This is a genomic window from Salmonella sp. SJTUF15591 (genome assembly GCF_043356435.1).
GTDB classification, from domain to species: Bacteria; Pseudomonadota; Gammaproteobacteria; order Enterobacterales; family Enterobacteriaceae; genus Salmonella; species Salmonella enterica.
The window spans coordinates 146,680-163,188 of the sequence record NZ_JBEUJO010000008.1; the positions used below are offsets into that span (position 1 = coordinate 146,680).

The 16,509-nt window shown below is 56.0% G+C and carries 14 protein-coding genes; all 14 read right to left on the reverse strand.

Annotated elements, in window-relative coordinates:
* Positions 1–81: 81 nt before the first annotated feature.
* Complete coding sequence (ftsZ, locus tag ABVM99_RS18445; protein ID WP_000462785.1) at positions 82–1,233, reverse strand: cell division protein FtsZ; 1,152 nt, start codon at positions 1,231–1,233, stop codon at positions 82–84.
* A 60-nt stretch (positions 1,234–1,293) separates the two neighbouring features.
* A complete protein-coding gene (ftsA, locus tag ABVM99_RS18450; protein WP_000588463.1) occupies positions 1,294–2,556 on the reverse strand; it encodes a cell division protein FtsA in 1,263 nt (420 codons plus the stop codon).
* Complete coding sequence (gene ftsQ / locus ABVM99_RS18455) at positions 2,553–3,383, reverse strand: cell division protein FtsQ (RefSeq protein WP_000075728.1); 831 nt, start codon at positions 3,381–3,383, stop codon at positions 2,553–2,555. The genes ftsA and ftsQ overlap by 4 nt, the downstream gene beginning before the upstream one ends.
* A gap of 1 nt (position 3,384) precedes the next feature.
* Entirely contained in the window at positions 3,385–4,305 is a 921-nt protein-coding gene (locus ABVM99_RS18460) for a D-alanine--D-alanine ligase (protein ID WP_000763892.1), read from the reverse strand.
* Positions 4,298–5,773 (reverse strand): UDP-N-acetylmuramate--L-alanine ligase, encoded by a 1,476-nt coding sequence (gene murC / locus ABVM99_RS18465; protein WP_001096072.1) that lies wholly within the window; start codon positions 5,771–5,773, stop codon positions 4,298–4,300. The genes ABVM99_RS18460 and murC overlap by 8 nt, the downstream gene beginning before the upstream one ends.
* 118 nt (positions 5,774–5,891) lie before the next feature.
* Positions 5,892–6,959, reverse strand: a complete 1,068-nt coding sequence (gene murG / locus ABVM99_RS18470; RefSeq protein WP_023241679.1) for an undecaprenyldiphospho-muramoylpentapeptide beta-N-acetylglucosaminyltransferase — start codon at positions 6,957–6,959, stop codon at positions 5,892–5,894.
* The gene (ftsW, locus tag ABVM99_RS18475; RefSeq protein ID WP_001239803.1) at positions 6,956–8,200 is read right to left on the reverse strand and encodes a cell division protein FtsW; all 1,245 of its coding nucleotides are present in this window, start codon (positions 8,198–8,200) and stop codon (positions 6,956–6,958) included. The genes murG and ftsW overlap by 4 nt, the downstream gene beginning before the upstream one ends.
* On the reverse strand, positions 8,200–9,516 hold the full coding sequence (gene murD, locus ABVM99_RS18480) for a UDP-N-acetylmuramoyl-L-alanine--D-glutamate ligase (protein ID WP_000796443.1): 1,317 nt from the start codon (positions 9,514–9,516) through the stop codon (positions 8,200–8,202). Before murD ends, ftsW begins: the two co-directional genes overlap by 1 nt.
* A gap of 2 nt (positions 9,517–9,518) precedes the next feature.
* Complete coding sequence (mraY, locus tag ABVM99_RS18485; protein ID WP_000964138.1) at positions 9,519–10,601, reverse strand: phospho-N-acetylmuramoyl-pentapeptide-transferase; 1,083 nt, start codon at positions 10,599–10,601, stop codon at positions 9,519–9,521.
* Positions 10,595–11,953 carry a UDP-N-acetylmuramoyl-tripeptide--D-alanyl-D-alanine ligase gene (gene murF / locus ABVM99_RS18490; protein WP_023195785.1) on the reverse strand — a complete coding sequence of 453 codons (1,359 nt, stop codon included), beginning with the start codon at positions 11,951–11,953 and terminating at the stop codon, positions 10,595–10,597. Before murF ends, mraY begins: the two co-directional genes overlap by 7 nt.
* Positions 11,950–13,437 carry a UDP-N-acetylmuramoyl-L-alanyl-D-glutamate--2,6-diaminopimelate ligase gene (gene murE, locus ABVM99_RS18495; protein ID WP_000775084.1) on the reverse strand — a complete coding sequence of 496 codons (1,488 nt, stop codon included), beginning with the start codon at positions 13,435–13,437 and terminating at the stop codon, positions 11,950–11,952. The genes murF and murE overlap by 4 nt, the downstream gene beginning before the upstream one ends.
* A complete protein-coding gene (ftsI, locus tag ABVM99_RS18500) occupies positions 13,424–15,190 on the reverse strand; it encodes a peptidoglycan glycosyltransferase FtsI (RefSeq protein WP_000642235.1) in 1,767 nt (588 codons plus the stop codon). Before ftsI ends, murE begins: the two co-directional genes overlap by 14 nt.
* Before the next feature lie 15 nt (positions 15,191–15,205).
* Complete coding sequence (gene ftsL / locus ABVM99_RS18505) at positions 15,206–15,571, reverse strand: cell division protein FtsL (RefSeq protein WP_000625651.1); 366 nt, start codon at positions 15,569–15,571, stop codon at positions 15,206–15,208.
* Positions 15,568–16,509, reverse strand: coding sequence for a 16S rRNA (cytosine(1402)-N(4))-methyltransferase RsmH (rsmH, locus tag ABVM99_RS18510; protein ID WP_000970433.1), 942 nt, complete (start codon positions 16,507–16,509; stop codon positions 15,568–15,570). Before rsmH ends, ftsL begins: the two co-directional genes overlap by 4 nt.

Here is a 16,509-nt window from a genome sequence, read left to right on the forward strand (position 1 = left end):
ACCTATCCAACCGAAGTGTACTATACATTCGGCGGGCCAGTTTAGCACAAAGAGCCCAGAATCCCAAATTCCAGCTAATTCTTAATCAGCTTGCTTACGCAGGAATGCGGGGATATCCAGATAATCCGGCTCTTTCGCCGCCTGTGGTGTATTGTCGTTAACCACTTTCGCGACCGTTTTTTGCTCCTGCGTCAGCGGCGCCATACCGTGCTGCTGATAACGATCCAACACCGGCTGCTGCACCTGTTTATTGGTGACCAGAGTGATTTCAGGACGCTTGTCCATACCAATTCCAGTGGCAACAACGGTCACGCGCAGCTCGTCGTTCATATCCGGGTCCAGAGAGGTACCGATAACCACGGTGGCGTTATCCGATGCAAAGGCACGGATGGTGTTACCGACGGTTTCAAACTCGTCCAGACGCAGGTCGAAGCCCGCCGTAATGTTGACCAACACGCCGCGCGCGCCGGACAGGTCGATATCTTCCAGCAGCGGAGAAGAAATAGCCATTTCAGCCGCTTCTTCCGCACGGTCTTCACCGCTCGCCACGCCGGAACCCATCATTGCGTAGCCCATTTCAGACATCACGGTACGCACGTCAGCAAAGTCGACGTTCATCAGGCCCGGGCGGGTGATCAGCTCTGCGATGCCCTGAACCGCGCCTTTCAGCACGTCGTTAGCCGCGCCGAACGCGTCGAGCAGGGAGATACCACGGCCCAGCACTTTCAGCAGCTTGTCGTTCGGGATGGTGATCAACGAGTCCACATGCTTGGACAGCTCGGTGATACCCTGCTCCGCAAATGCCATGCGCTTTTTGCCTTCAAAATTGAAAGGCTTAGTCACCACGGCAACGGTCAGAATACCTAAATCTTTTGCCACTTCAGCAACCACTGGCGCCGCGCCGGTTCCGGTACCGCCGCCCATGCCTGCCGCGATAAATACCATGTCTGCGCCTTCAAGCGCCGCACGCAGCGCTTCACGGTCTTCGTCCGCCGCGTTACGACCGACTTCCGGGTTAGCGCCAGCGCCCAGACCTTTGGTAATGCCGCTACCAATTTGAATGGTCTGGCCAACCGCCGTTTTACGCAACGCCTGAGCGTCGGTATTCACCGCGAAGAATTCAACACCTTCGATGCGCTCGCGCACCATGTGTTCAACAGCGTTACCGCCGCCACCACCGACGCCGATGACTTTAATCACCGCGTCGTTGGTTAGTTCCATAGGTTCAAACATAATCTCTCTCCGTCATGTGCCTGTCGCCTGAGGCCGTAATATCTGGCGGCCTCATAAAAATTAAAACTCTTTTCGCAGCCAGCTATTAAGTCGCTTGATCCACGAGCCAACTGATGCCGTAACACGTTTTTCCACTTCTGCTTCACCGTTTAAGTGGGACTCTTTCCCGTAGTGAAGCAAGCCCACCGCCGTTGAGTAATACGGCTCCTGGGCATAATCCGTCAGACCGGTGATATTCAGCGGCGCGCCGATACGCACCTGCGTATGAAACACGCGCTGAGCGCAAGCAGCAAGCCCTTCGATTTGCGCCGCGCCGCCGGTTAACACAATCCCCGCCGCCAGGTGATGTTTTACCCCTTGTTGGCGAAGCTGTTCCTGTAATTGCAATATCTCTTCGTTGACCAGATTGAGCAGCTCGGTGTAACGCGGCTCAATCACTTCCGCCAGCGTCTGACGTTGCAGGCTGCGCGGCGGACGCCCGCCTACGCTCGGTACTTCAACGCTCTCGTCTTTACCGACGATGGAACCCAGCGCGCAACCGTGGCGGACTTTAATGGCCTCAGCATCGCTCGGCGGCGTACCAAAGGCATAAGCGATATCGCTGGTCACCACGTTCCCCGCGTAAGGGATCACTTTGGTATGACGCAGCGCGCCGCCAGTATAAACGGCGATATCCATTGTACCACCGCCGATATCCACGACACAGACGCCCAGTTCACGTTCATCTTCCGTTAACACGGAATAACTGGCCGCCAGTCCGGCAAATATCAGTTGGTCAACTTTCAGACCACAACGTTCAACAGCTTTGACAATGTTTTTTGCCATATCGTTGTGGCAGGTAATCAAATGTACTTTCGCCTGCATACGCACGCCGGAAAGACCGACCGGATTTTTAATGCCTTCCTGGTAGTCAATGGCGTACTCCTGAGGAATCACATGCAGCACGCGATGTTCATCGCGCACGCGCACTGACTTCGCAGTATGCACGACGTTTTCCACATCTTCCTGCGTCACTTCCTCTTCGGAAATGGGCACCATACCAATTTCATTCTGACAGCTAATATGTTTGCCGGAAAGCGCCAGATATACCGAGGAGATCTGGCAATCGGCCATCAATTCCGCCTGGTCAATGGCGCGCTGAACGCATTTCACCACTGACTCAAGGTCATTCACCCCGCCTTTATCCATACCCCGCGATGGGCAACTGCCCACGCCAATGATATTGACCATACCGTCGGGCAGAACTTCCCCTACTAAAGCGGCAACCTTCGCGGTGCCAATCTCCAGTCCTACTACCAGTTTTCTGTCCGTCGCCTTGATCATTGTTGTTCTGCCTGTGCCTGATTCTGTTGCTGATTAGATTCCTCAGGGGGGAGCGGCGCCCAGCCAACTGCCGCACCTGAGTCATAACGCAAATCAACGTAGCTAATCCGTTTGCCATCGGTTTGCGCCTGCTGCTGTAAAACCGGATAGAGTTCTACAAAGCGAGCCAACCTTTTCATCGTATCGCCCCTGCCGAGATTGAGCTTAATGCCGTTATTAAGCGTCAATTGCCAGGAGCGACGTGCGGTCATCGCCGCTTCCTTCAGAGTGAATTTATCCTTAGCCAGCACCTGCCCCATCTCGCGGTATCCCTGCAACACTTCACTCGCGCTGCCTTCCGGGCCATACAACATGGGTAAAACCTGTTTGCCGATGCGGTCTGACGGCACGCTGAAGGTGTTCCCTTCAGCATCGACCATATGTTGATCATTCCAACGCGCAATCGGCACATATTCAACCAGATGAATCTTCAATTCATCAGGCCACTGTTTTCTGACGCTGGCCTGTTTAATCCACGGCAAACGCTCAATCTGGCTCTGGATAATGTTCACATCCTGCGTCATGAAGGTTCCCGGCGCGCCCAGAGCCAGTATCGCCTGACGGATATCATCGTTACGCGTGTAGTGACGCTCGCCGGTTAATACCAGCTTTGATAACGGTAAACGCTGCGCATCTTCCATCCACCCTAACACGACCCACCCGCTAACAAACACGGTGCACAGTACCGTCAGCAGAAATAAAATACCTGCAAGACGCGTTCCATTATTGCGGCGTGAAGAAGGCGTCTCTTCATCACTGTTTCGCGTGTTCAGCGCAGCCTGCGACATATCAGTCCGCCAACTCCAGAATTCGTACCACTAACTGCGAGAAGCTCATTCCCGCCTGACGCGCCGCCATCGGCACCAGACTATGGCTGGTCATCCCCGGAGAAGTATTGGCTTCCAGCAGATAAAACTGACCATCGCTGTCCAGCATGACGTCAATACGCCCCCATCCCGTGCAGCCTAAAGCTTTCCATGCCTGCAGGACGAGAGACTGTAGCGCGGCTTCCTGGGACGCTTCTAAACCGGCAGGGCAGAAATACTGAGTCTCATCAGAGAGATACTTCGCCTCATAATCATAGAAGGTTCCTGCCGGTTGGATACGAATTGACGGTAAAATTTCTTCGCCAACTATCGCCACCGTAAATTCCGGACCGCACAGCCATTTCTCAATCAGTATTTCGTCATCATGCTGAAAAGCCAATGATAACGCACCCTGTAAAGCATTTTCTTCTACTACTTTCGTCATACCGACGCTGGAGCCTTCACGGCTGGGTTTGACAATTAGCGGTAAACCCAGCGCCGAAATTCGCGCTTTTTGTTCTTCGCTAAGGCCTTTTTCAAACTCAGCGCGCGTCAATGCGACCCACGGCGCAACCGGTAAGCCTGCGCCCTGCCACAGCAATTTACTGCGCAGTTTATCCATGGAAAGCGCCGAGGCCATCACACCGCTGCCGGTATAAGGCAGGCCGAGCAGTTCAAGCATTCCCTGTAAGGTGCCATCTTCACCGCCGCGGCCATGCAACGCAATAAAGGCCTTCTGAAAGCCCATTGCTTTAAGCTGCGCGACATCGACCTCTTGCGGATCGACGGGATGCGCATCAATGCCGCCTTCACGTAACCCGGCCAACACTGCCGCGCCGGAATTTAACGAAACGTCCCGCTCCGCAGAGGTTCCGCCCAACAGGACCGCGATTTTATCAGCCATGTTGCTCTTCCTCCTGGATTTGCGGCTTCAGCTTGATTTCAGATAAGTAACGCGCAATTTTGCCAACATTTCCTGCGCCTTGCACTAATATCAAGTCGTTACCCGTCAGCACCGGCGCTAACATTGTCGCAACCTGAGCCGGATCGGAAACCAGAATCGGGTCAATTTTTCCCCGATTACGAATCGTACGACATAAAGAACGGCTATCCGCGCCCGGAATCGGCGCTTCGCCCGCCGGGTAAACGTCCAGCATCAGCAGCGCATCGACCTGGGTCAGCACATTGGCGAAATCGTCATACAGATCGCGCGTGCGCGTGTAACGGTGCGGCTGAAACAGCATCACCAGGTTTTTATCCGGCCACCCTGCTCGCGCAGCTTTAATGGTGGCGTCTACTTCAGTCGGATGATGGCCATAGTCATCCACCAGCATCGCCGTCCCGGCTTTACCATTCACCGGCTCAAGCGGGAACTCGCCGAGGAAGTCAAAACGACGCCCGGTCCCCTGGAAGCTTTCCAGCGCGCGCAGGATAGCGTCATCGTCGATGCCTTCTTCGGTCGCTACCGCCACTGCCGCGGCGGCATTCAGGGCATTGTGGCGACCCGGCGCATTCAACGTGACATGCAGATCCGGCATTCCCTGGCGCAACAGCGTAAAGTGCCCCTGCGGCCCTATCTGCTGATAATCTTCTACGCGGACGTCAGCATCCTCGCTAAAGCCATACGTCGTGGTCTGACGCCCCACCCGCGGCAGCAGCTCGCGGATGACCGGATCGTCGACGCACATTACCGCGCGACCGTAGAACGGCAGGTTATGCAGGAAGTTAATAAACGTCTGCTTTAAATTTTCAAAGTCGCCATGATAGGTATCCATATGGTCGGCTTCGATGTTGGTGACGATCGCGACCATCGGCTGCAAATGCAGGAAGGACGCGTCGCTCTCATCGGCCTCGGCAATCAGATAACGACTATGGCCCAGACGCGCATGAACGCCTGCGGCTTTCACCAGTCCGCCATTCACGAAAGTCGGGTCCAGCCCCGCTTCGGCATAAATACTGGACACCATCGCGGTCGTTGTAGTTTTTCCGTGCGTCCCGGCAATCGCGATGCCGTGGCGAAAACGCATCAGTTCCGCCAGCATTTCCGCACGGCGAATAACCGGAATACGTGCTTCATGCGCCGCGACAATTTCCGGGTTATCCGCGGAAATTGCGCTGGAAACGACGACCACGCTGGCATCACGCACATTTTCCGGACGATGGTTAAAGAAAATCGTCGCCCCCAGGCTCGTCAACTGCTGGGTCACCGGATTCGGCGCTAAATCGGAACCACTGATCTGATACCCTTCATTGGCCAGAACTTCGGCAATACCGCCCATACCAGCACCACCGATGCCGACAAAGTGAATGTGCCGAACGCGACGCATTTCGGGCACGATGGAACGCAGTTTTGCCAGTTGTTGTGTATTCATTCTTTACGCCATTAACTCCAATACCCGCCATACTTCAAATTGCAGATGCGTTGGCTTGCCTGCAACCCAAATTATTGAGGGTAGAAAAACCCTGCGATGCAAAAGGCACCGCCACAAATTATGTCCGGGCAACCCGGCTGACTTCACTGGCGACGCGTTCGGTAGCATCCGGAATGGATACCGCGCGGGCACGCTCCGCCATGGTTAACAACGCCTCGCGCGACCACCCCGCCAGGGTGTCGGCGACAGCCTCTACAGTAAACTGCGGCTGCTCAAAAATCTTAGCTGCGCCGGCGTTTTCTAACGGCAGCGCATTCCAGTACTGCTGCCTGTCTTTATGCTGAAACGGCACGAATATCGCCGGTAATCCGGCGGCGGCGATCTCGCTCACCGTTAAAGCGCCGGAACGACATACCACCACATCCGCCCACGCATAGGCGGCGGCCATGTCATCGATAAATTCCGTTACCTTATGTTGCGGTTGTCCCGCCCCGGCATATGCCTGCTCTACCGTGAGCTGCGCGCCTTTTCCGCTTTGATGCCAGATTGTAACCGTATCGCCCAGTCTGGCGGCAACCTGCGGCATCGTCTGGTTCAGGACTCGCGCCCCCTGAGAACCGCCGACCACCAACACGCGAATCGGGCCGTCACGACCGGCCAGACGCTCCTGCGGCAACGGCAACGCCAGTACGTCGGTACGCACCGGGTTACCCACCACTTCCGCGTTCGGGAACGCACCGGGAAACGCCTGCATCACCGTGGTCGCGATTTTGGCCAGCCACTGATTGGTTAGCCCGGCGATACCGTTTTGCTCATGCAAGACGACCGGAATACCCAATGACCAGGCGGCAAGACCGCCGGGGCCGGAAACATAACCGCCCATTCCCAGCACGACATCCGGCTTAAATCGCTTCATGATCGCCCGCGCCTGCCGCCAGGCGTTAAAAATCCGCAGCGGCGCCGCCAGAAGCGCTTTTACGCCCTTACCGCGCAGACCGGAGATCCGAATAAAGTCAATGTCGATGCCATGCTTCGGCACTAAATCCGCTTCCATACGATCGGCGGTACCCAGCCAGCGAACCTGCCAGCCCTGGGCCATTAAATGATGCGCAACGGCCAGTCCCGGGAACACGTGCCCGCCGGTACCGCCCGCCATCACCATTAACCGCTTCGGTTGACCACTCATCGAGAACCTCGTGTAAACGCCTGCGCTTTTTCCAGACGCGTTTCATAATCAATACGTAATAAAAACATAATGGCCGTCGACATAATCAACAGACTCGACCCGCCATAACTGATCAGCGGCAGCGTAAGACCTTTGGTCGGCAGCATCCCCGCAGCCGCGCCAACGTTTACCAGCGCCTGGAAACTAAACCAGATACCGATAGAACACGCTAAAAATCCGGAAAAACGGTGGTCAATCTCCAATGCCTTACGGCCAATCGACATCGCGCGAAAAGCGACGAAGAATACCATTAAAAGCGCCAATACCACACCGATATAACCCAGTTCTTCCCCAATAATGGCGAAGATGAAATCGGTGTGCGCCTCCGGCAAATACTCCAGTTTCTGCACCGAATTCCCCAGCCCTTGCCCCCATATCTCACCGCGACCAAAAGCCATCAGCGACTGCGTCAGCTGATAACCGCTGCCGAACGGATCTTCCCAGGGGTTCCAGAACGAGGTAACGCGGCGAATACGATACGGTTCGGCGAGGATTAACAGAATCACCGCCGAGATGCCCATCCCGATAATGGCGATGAACTGCCATAATTTCGCCCCGGCGAGAAACAGCATCGCCAGCGTGGTGACAAACAGTACGACCACCGTCCCGAGGTCAGGCTGCGCCAGCAGTAACACCGCCAGCACCAGAATCACGCCCATTGGTTTTAAAAAGCCGCGCAGGTTATTTCGCACCTCATCAACCTTACGCACCAGATAGTTCGCGAGGTAGCAGAACAGCGACAGCTTGGTAAACTCCGCAGGCTGAATACGCAGCGGCCCCAGCGCAATCCAGCGCGACGCCCCGTTGACCGAGCTCCCGACGACCAGCACGATAAGCAGCATAATGATCGACGCAATCAGCATCGTCGTGCTGTATTTTTGCCAGAAGGTCATGGGCAAACGCAGCGTGACCATCGCCAGACAAAATGCCAGGAAGATATAGAGCGCATCACGTTTGGCAAACAAAAACGGATCGTTCGCCAGGCGCTGCCCGACTGGCATGGAGGCCGACGTCACCATGACAAAACCAATCGCCGCCAGCCCGAAGGTCAGCCATAGCAGCGTGCGGTCATACATGATCAGACTGTCGGCGTCTTTATCGCGCGAAGCCATCACCCAGCCTTTAAGCGCCGCAAACAGCCAGGCCAGGAGGCCAAAGCCTGGTACGCGCGGCATTCTCAGACGGGGGAGAGATAAACGCATCAACCTAACTCCTTCGCCAGACGGGTAAAGACATCGCCCCGTTGCTCAAAATTTTTAAACTGATCGAGGCTGGCGCAGGCGGGCGACAACAGCACCATATCACCCGGCTGAACGCGCGGCGCCAGCAAACGCATCGCCTCTTCCATCGTCTCAGTCTGTTGGGCGATTTCCGGACGCAGTGCGGCAAGCTGCGCGCCATCGCGCCCAAAGCAATACAGGCGGATACGGTCGCCAGTCAGATAGCGCGCCAGCGGAGAAAAGTCTGCCGACTTACCGTCGCCGCCCAGCAGCAGATGCAGCGTACCGTCCACATGCAAACCGTTTAGCGCCGCTTCGGTACTGCCGACGTTGGTCGCTTTCGAGTCGTTGATCCAACGTACGCCGTTATGCTCCAACGCCAGCTGGAAGCGATGCGCCAGACCGGTAAATGTCGTCAACGCCTTCAAACTGCTGGCGCGCGGCAGACCTACGGCATCCGCCAGCGCCAGCGCCGCTAACGCATTGGTATAGTTATGCTGCCCGGAAAGCTTCATCTCTTTCACGTTCAGCACCTTCTCGCCTTTGACTCGCAGCCAGGTTTCGCCCTGCTGACGATTAAGGTGATAATCACCCATATTGACGCCAAAGCTGACGCAGCGCTCATCGGCCCCACGAACCGGCATCGTCAACGCATCATCGGCATTCACTACGCACACTTTCGCCTTCTCGTAGACGCGCAGTTTCGCCGCCCGGTACTGTTGCAAACCAAACGGATACCGGTCCATATGATCTTCAGTGACGTTGAGCACCGTTGCCGCCGCCGCTTGCAAACTTGAGGTAGTTTCCAGTTGGAAACTGGATAATTCCAGCACGTACAATTCGCGATCGGCATCCAGCAGCATCAGCGCCGGAAGACCGATATTGCCGCCAACGCCGACATTGACGCCCGCCGCTTTCGCCATCTCGCCCACTAAGGTGGTCACGGTGCTTTTGCCGTTCGAGCCGGTGATGGCTACAATCGGCGCTTGCGCTTCGCGGCAAAACAGTTCGATATCGCCGACAATTTCTACTCCAGCGCTGGCGGCAGCGCTCAGCGAAGGGTGCGCCAGAGCAATACCAGGGCTGGCGACGATTAAATCCGCCGCTAAGAGCCACTCGTCGTTCAGGCCGCCAACGTGACGCTCAACCTCTTGCGGCAGCTTATCCAGACCCGGCGGCGTCACGCGAGTATCCATCACCCGCGGCGTCACGCCGCGGGCGAGAAAAAAGTCCACGCAAGAGAGTCCGGTTAAGCCCAGACCAATAATGACGACGTTTTTGTCCTGGTAATCAGCCATGATTAACGTACCTTCAGCGTTGCCAGGCCAATCAGCACCAGCATCAGCGAAATAATCCAGAAGCGCACAATCACGCGCGGTTCCGGCCAGCCTTTCAGTTCATAGTGGTGATGGATAGGCGCCATACGGAAAATACGCTGTCCGCGTAGTTTAAAGGAACCCACCTGCAGGATGACCGACAGAGTTTCCACCACAAAGACGCCGCCCATGATCACTAGCAGGAACTCCTGACGCAGCAGCACGGCGATAATGCCCAACGCGCCGCCCAACGCCAGCGATCCGACGTCGCCCATAAAAACCTGCGCCGGATAGGTGTTAAACCACAAGAATCCTAATCCCGCGCCGACAATCGCCGTACAGACAATCACCAGCTCGCCCGCATGGCGTAAATACGGAATATGCAGGTAATTGGCGAAGTTCATGTTCCCGGTCGCCCAGGCCACCAGCGCAAAGCCGGCGGCAACGAAAACAGTCGGCATAATCGCCAAACCATCAAGCCCGTCGGTCAGGTTTACGGCATTACCCGTACCGACGATGACAAAGTAGGACAGCAGAATGTAAAACAGCCCCAATTGCGGCATAACATCTTTAAAGAACGGCACCACCAGTTGGGTCGCGGGCGTGTCTTTCCCGACGAGATAAAGCGCAAAGGCCACGCCGAGCGCGATAACCGACATCCAGAAATATTTCCAGCGCGCAATCAGCCCTTTGGTATCTTTCCGCACCACTTTGCGGTAATCATCGACAAAACCGATAATGCCGTAGCCAATCAATACCACCAGCACGCACCAGACGTACGGGTTAGACGGGTAAGCCCATAACAGAACGGAAATCACAATCGCCGTCAGGATCATGATGCCACCCATCGTCGGCGTACCGCGTTTACTGAAGTGCGATTCCGGGCCATCGTTACGTACCACCTGGCCAAAAGAGAGTTTTTGCAGACGAGCGATCATACGCGGGCCCATCCATAAAGAGATGAACAGCGCGGTCAACAGGCTGACGATGGCGCGAAACGTCAGATAAGAAAAGACGTTAAAGCCGGAATAATATTTGACCAAATGCTCGGCCAGCCAAACTAACATGAACCTTTCTCCTGTAACGCATGAACCACATCTTCCATCGCGGCGCTGCGTGATCCTTTCACTAAAATAGTCATCATCGGTTGCTCCTGAAGCAGAGCGTGTAAACGCGTAATGAGCGCGGCTTTATCGGCAAAATGTTCGCCGACGCCGCTGGCGTGGCTGATAGCCTGACTGAGTTTTCCGGTGCTTAACACGCGATCAATACCCGCCGCTTTTGCGGCCTCGCCAACCTGGATGTGGCACGCTTCGCTTTCTGCGCCCAGCTCGGCCATATCGCCTACCACCAGCACGCGGTATCCGGGCATTTCAGAAAGGACCTGCACTGCGGCGGTCATCGAACCAACGTTGGCGTTATAAGCGTCATCCAGTACCAGTTGGTTTTCACTTAGCTGAATCGGGAACAGACGCCCGGGTACGGCTTTTAACGCCGCCAGCCCTGCTTTAATCGCCGCCAGCGTCGCCCCCACCGCCATTGATAAAGCAGCGGCCGCCAGCGCGTTGGCAATATTGTGCCGCCCCGGCAACGGCAGCAGCACATCAATGCTGCCCATCGGCGTTTGCAGGGTAAATTCGGTACCGTGTGACGTCACGTGGATATTCGCAGCGGTAAAGTCGCTGTTTGCCGCATTCGGCGAAAAGCGCCACACCTGACGATCGCCAATAATGCTTTGCCAGTTCAGCCAGTCATTATTATCGGCATTCATAATCGCGATACCGTTCTCAGGCAAACCGGTATAGATTTCGCCTTTCGCTTTCGCCACGCCGGCCAGCGAGCCGAAACCTTCCAGATGCGCCGCCGCCAGGTTATTGACCAGCGCCGCTTCCGGGCGCGTCAGGCTAACGGTCCAGGCGATTTCTCCCTGGTGATTAGCGCCTAACTCGATCACCGCATAGTCATAATCATGGTTTAAGCGCAGCAGCGTTATCGGCACGCCGATGTCGTTGTTAAAATTGCCTGCGGTATACAAAGTATTTCCGCACTGGCTAAGAATCGCGGCGGTCATCTCTTTGACCGAGGTTTTGCCGGACGAACCGGTTAACGCCACCACCCGCGCCGGTACCTGCATACGTACCCAGGCGGCCAGTTGGCCAAATGCCTGACGCGTGTCTTTTACAATCACCTGCGGAAGATCGATATCCAGAGGACGACTGACCAGCAGGGCGCCAGCGCCGTTCGCTTTTGCTTTATCAGCAAAATCATGCGCATCAAAGCGTTCCCCTTTCAGCGCCACGAACAGGCATCCCGGCGTCACTTTCCGTGTGTCGGTAATGACCGTATCGAGCGTGAGATCCGCCCCGCGGTGTTCGGCGCCAAGGACATCGGCAATTTTGCTGAGCGTTACGCTAATCATGCGATCACCCCCAGCAAACGCGCTGCGGTCACGCGGTCTGAATAATCAAGACGCTGCGTGCCGACAATCTGGTAATCCTCGTGCCCTTTACCTGCAATCAGCACAACGTCATTGTCTTTTGCCTGCATAATGGCATTGGTTACCGCCTCAGCGCGGCCTTCCATTACCCTGACCTGCCCGGCGTCCAGCATTCCGGCCAGAATATCGTTGATAATGGCGCGCGGCTCCTCGGTACGCGGGTTATCGTCAGTCACCACGACGATATCAGCGAATTCTTCGGCAATGGCCCCCATGAGTGGGCGCTTACCTTTGTCACGATCCCCGCCACAGCCAAAGACGCACCACAATTTTCCGGCGCAGTGCAGACGCGCCGCCTGCAACGCTTTTTCCAGCGCATCCGGCGTGTGCGCGTAATCCACCACCACCGTCGGTTTGCCTGGCGCAGTGAACACTTCCATACGTCCGCAAACCGGCTGCAAACGCGCGGCGGTTTTCAGCAAATCCGTTAACGGATAGCCCAGCGCCAGTAGCGTCGCCAATGCCAGCAGTAAGTTGCTGACGTTAAACGCGCCCATCAGGCGGCTTTCGATTTCGCCTTCACCCCAGCTTGAAGCAAAACGAATCGTCGCTCCGCGGTCGTGGTACTCCACCGCCTCCGCTTTCAGCCAACGGCCGTGACAGTTAGGGTTGATATGCCCTTCCATTGATACCGCGACCGCATCGGGTAGCGACGCCAGCCAGCGGCGTCCAACTTCATCATCGGCGTTGACGATTGCCTGACCGTGATGGTGGGTGGAATAAAGCATCCATTTTGCCGCCTCGTAATGCGCCATATCGCCATGATAGTCGAGATGGTCGCGGCTCAAATTAGTAAACACGGAGGCGGCAAATTTCAGCGCCGCCACGCGATGCTGCACCAGGCCGTGAGAAGAGACTTCCATCGCGCCGAAGGTCGCGCCCTGCGCAACCAGACTGGCCAGCACATGCTGAACATCCACAGCGGAACCGGTTGTGTTCTCCGTCGGGATCACTTTACCCAACAGTCCGTTGCCTACCGTTCCCATCACTGCGCTGGTTTCGCCGAGCAACTGGCTCCACTGCGCCAGTAGTTGGGTGGTGGTGGTCTTGCCATTGGTGCCGGTCACCGCCACCAGACGCATGTTTTCAGATGGCTCATGGTAAAAGCGGCCCGCCAGCGCAGATAAACGCTCATTGAGCTGGCTGAGATAGACGACCGGTACGCCGTGCATTTCGCGAATCTCACCGTCGGTCGCCTCGTCTTTCGCCTCTGCAATAATGGCAGCTACGCCTTGCGCTATCGCCTGCGGGATATATCGACGCCCGTCCGCCTGATGACCCACCACTGCCACAAAGAGATCGCCCGCCGCAGCCACACGGCTGTCGAGCGTCATCTCTCGCAGTTCTCGCGCGGGTAGTCCAGCCACCCACGGAGCAAGAAGGTCGCGCAAATTACGATCTGCCACCTGTTCCCTCGCCTTGATTAATTACGAATTCATTTTTTTCGCCCGTTGCCAGCGCGTCCGGTTCGATGTTCATGGTGCGCAGAACGCCGCCCATGATGGCACCAAATACCGGCGCGGAAACGGCGCCGCCGTAGTATTTACCCGCCTGCGGATCGTTGATGACAACCACCAGCGCGAAGCGCGGCTGACTCGCAGGCGCGACGCCTGCGGTGTAAGCAATGTATTTGTTGATGTAGCGACCGTCCGGCCCCACTTTTTTCGCCGTACCGGTTTTAATCGCGATACGGTAGCCTTTAATTGCCGCCTTCACGCCGCCGCCGCCCGGCAGCGCCACGCTTTCCATCATATGCACCACGGTGCGTACGGTGGATTCAGGGAAGATGCGTTCGCCGGGTACAGGCGGATCAACTTTGGTAATCGACAGCGGGCGATAAATGCCATAGCTGCCGATCGTTGCATAGACTCGCGCTAATTGTAACGGCGTTACCATTAGCCCGTAGCCGAAAGAGAAGGTGGCCCTCTCTATGTCGGACCACCGTTGTTTTTGAGGATATAAGCCACTGCGTTCTCCGACCAACCCCAAATTGGTCGCCTTTCCTAGCCCAAAACGTGAGTAAGTATCTACTAACGCTGAGGACGGCATCGCTAACGCCAGTTTGGATACACCGACGTTACTCGACTTCTGTAGAACCCCGGTCAGGGTTAATTCGCTGTAGCGCGCCACGTCTTTAATTTCGTGGCCGTTAATTCGGTATGGAACGGTATTCAACACCGTATTTTCGTTGACGATACCGCGCTGAAGCGCGGTCATCACCACCATCGGCTTAACCGTAGAACCCGGTTCAAACACGTCGGTGATGGTACGGTTACGCATCGCGTCTTTCGGCGTACCGGCAAGGTTGTTGGGGTTATAGGAAGGGCTATTCGCCATCGCCAGTACTTCACCGGTATTGACATCGACCAGCACCGCGCTACCGGATTCCGCCTTGTTAAACGCCACCGCGTTGTTCAGTTCGCGGTAAACCAGCGCCTGTAAGCGTTCATCAATGCTTAACGCCAGGTTGTGCGCTGCCTGACTGTCAGTGGAGGAGATATCCTCAATCACGCGACCATAGCGGTCTTTACGCACGATTCGCTCGCCAGGCTGACCGGTAAGCCACTTATCAAAGCTCTTTTCAACGCCTTCAATCCCCTGACTGTCGACGTTGGTAAAACCGATGAGGTGAGCGGTTACTTCTCCTGACGGGTAGTAGCGGCGGGACTCTTCACGCAAATGAATCCCCGGCAGTTTGAGTTTTTTGATGTAGTCTGCCATGTCAGGATTTACCTGGCGCGCCAGATAAATAAAACGCCCTTTCGGGTTGGCGTTGATACGGGCGGAGAGCTGATCGAGCGGAATATTGAGCGCAGTAGAAAGCGCTTTCCAGCGATCGCCAACGCTGATGCCGCCGGCGTCATGAACTTCTTTCGGGTCGGCCCAGATCGCCTTAACCGGTACGCTGACCGCCAGTGGACGCCCGGAACGGTCGGTAATCATACCGCGTGAGGTGGAGACTTCCTGAACACGCAGCGAACGCATATCACCCTGACGCACCAGCATATCCGGGGCGATAATCTGTAGCCACGCCGCGCGTCCAAGTAAAAAAACCAGCGCCAGTAAAATACAGCCGCACAGCAACGCAAAACGCCAACTGATGAAGTTGGTCTGTTCTTCCTGGCGTTTCGATTTTTGCGTTTTTGCCGCTGCTTTCATGCGTCGCGTTTATCCTTATTTTTGCACTACGATATTTTCTTGGGACGGATCAACATGCTGCATTTGCAGCTTTTCCGTTGCGATCCGCTCTACCCGGCTGTGATCGCCGAGCGCATTTTCTTCAAGGATCAGGTTGCGCCATTCAATGTCCAATGCATCGCGCTCCAGAACCAGTTGTTCACGCTGCGCGGTGAGTAAACGAGTATGGTGCGCCGTCGTGACCACCGTCACCGCCGTTAAAATGATGCAAATGAACAAGCAGAGTGGCAGCTTCCCGAACCGCAAAAGATCGTCACCGATCACGCCAGGCAAGGCATGGCGCTCGTTGCTTCCTATCGATCCCTTAACTTTGCTTAGGGCTTCTGTCACTCTGCTGATCATGCGTTCGTCCTCTCTGCGATACGCAGAACTGAACTACGGGCCCGAGGATTTTCAGCTACCTCTTTTTCACCCGGCATCAACTTGCCTAACGCTCGTAACTCACGACCGCCCAGTTTTTTGAGCTGCGCTTCCGTCATCGGTAATCCAGCCGGTACCTGCGGACCGCGGCTTTGCTCACGCATAAAGCGTTTCACAATACGGTCTTCCAGCGAGTGGAAACTGATGATTGAAAGCCGCCCGCCTGGGGCCAGTACGCTGAGCGAGCTTTTTAGCGCCTGCTCTATCTCCTCCAGTTCACTGTTTACCCAGATGCGCACCGCCTGGAAGGTACGGGTCGCGGGATGTTTGAATTTGTCTTTTACCGGGGTCGCCGCCGCAACCACTTCCGCCAGCTCTTTGGTGCGGGTCATCGGCTGTTCGCGATTGCGCTCAACAATGGCGCGAGCAATACGTTTGGCAAAACGCTCCTCGCCGAATGTTTTCAGCACCCAGGCGATATCCGCCTCCTCCGCCGTTTGTAACCACTCGGCGGCAGACTGGCCGCGCGTCGGGTCCATTCGCATATCCAACGGACCGTCGCGCATGAATGAAAAACCGCGCTCCGCATCGTCAAGCTGCGGAGAAGAGACGCCAAGATCGAGAAGGATCCCGTCAATCTTGCCGGTAAGCTCGCGCTCGGCTACATAATCAGCCAGCGCGGAAAAAGGTCCATGAATGATGGAGAAGCGAGGATCATTGATGGCCTGCGCAACGGCGATCGCCTGCGGATCGCGATCGATCGCCAGCAAGCGCCCCTCTTCGCCCAGTTGCGAGAGGATCAGGCGCGAGTGGCCGCCGCGACCAAATGTGCCATCAATATAGATACCATCCGGACGAATATTCAGCCCATTAACGGCTTCATCCAACAGTACCGTAGTGTGTTTAAAATTTTCCATCAT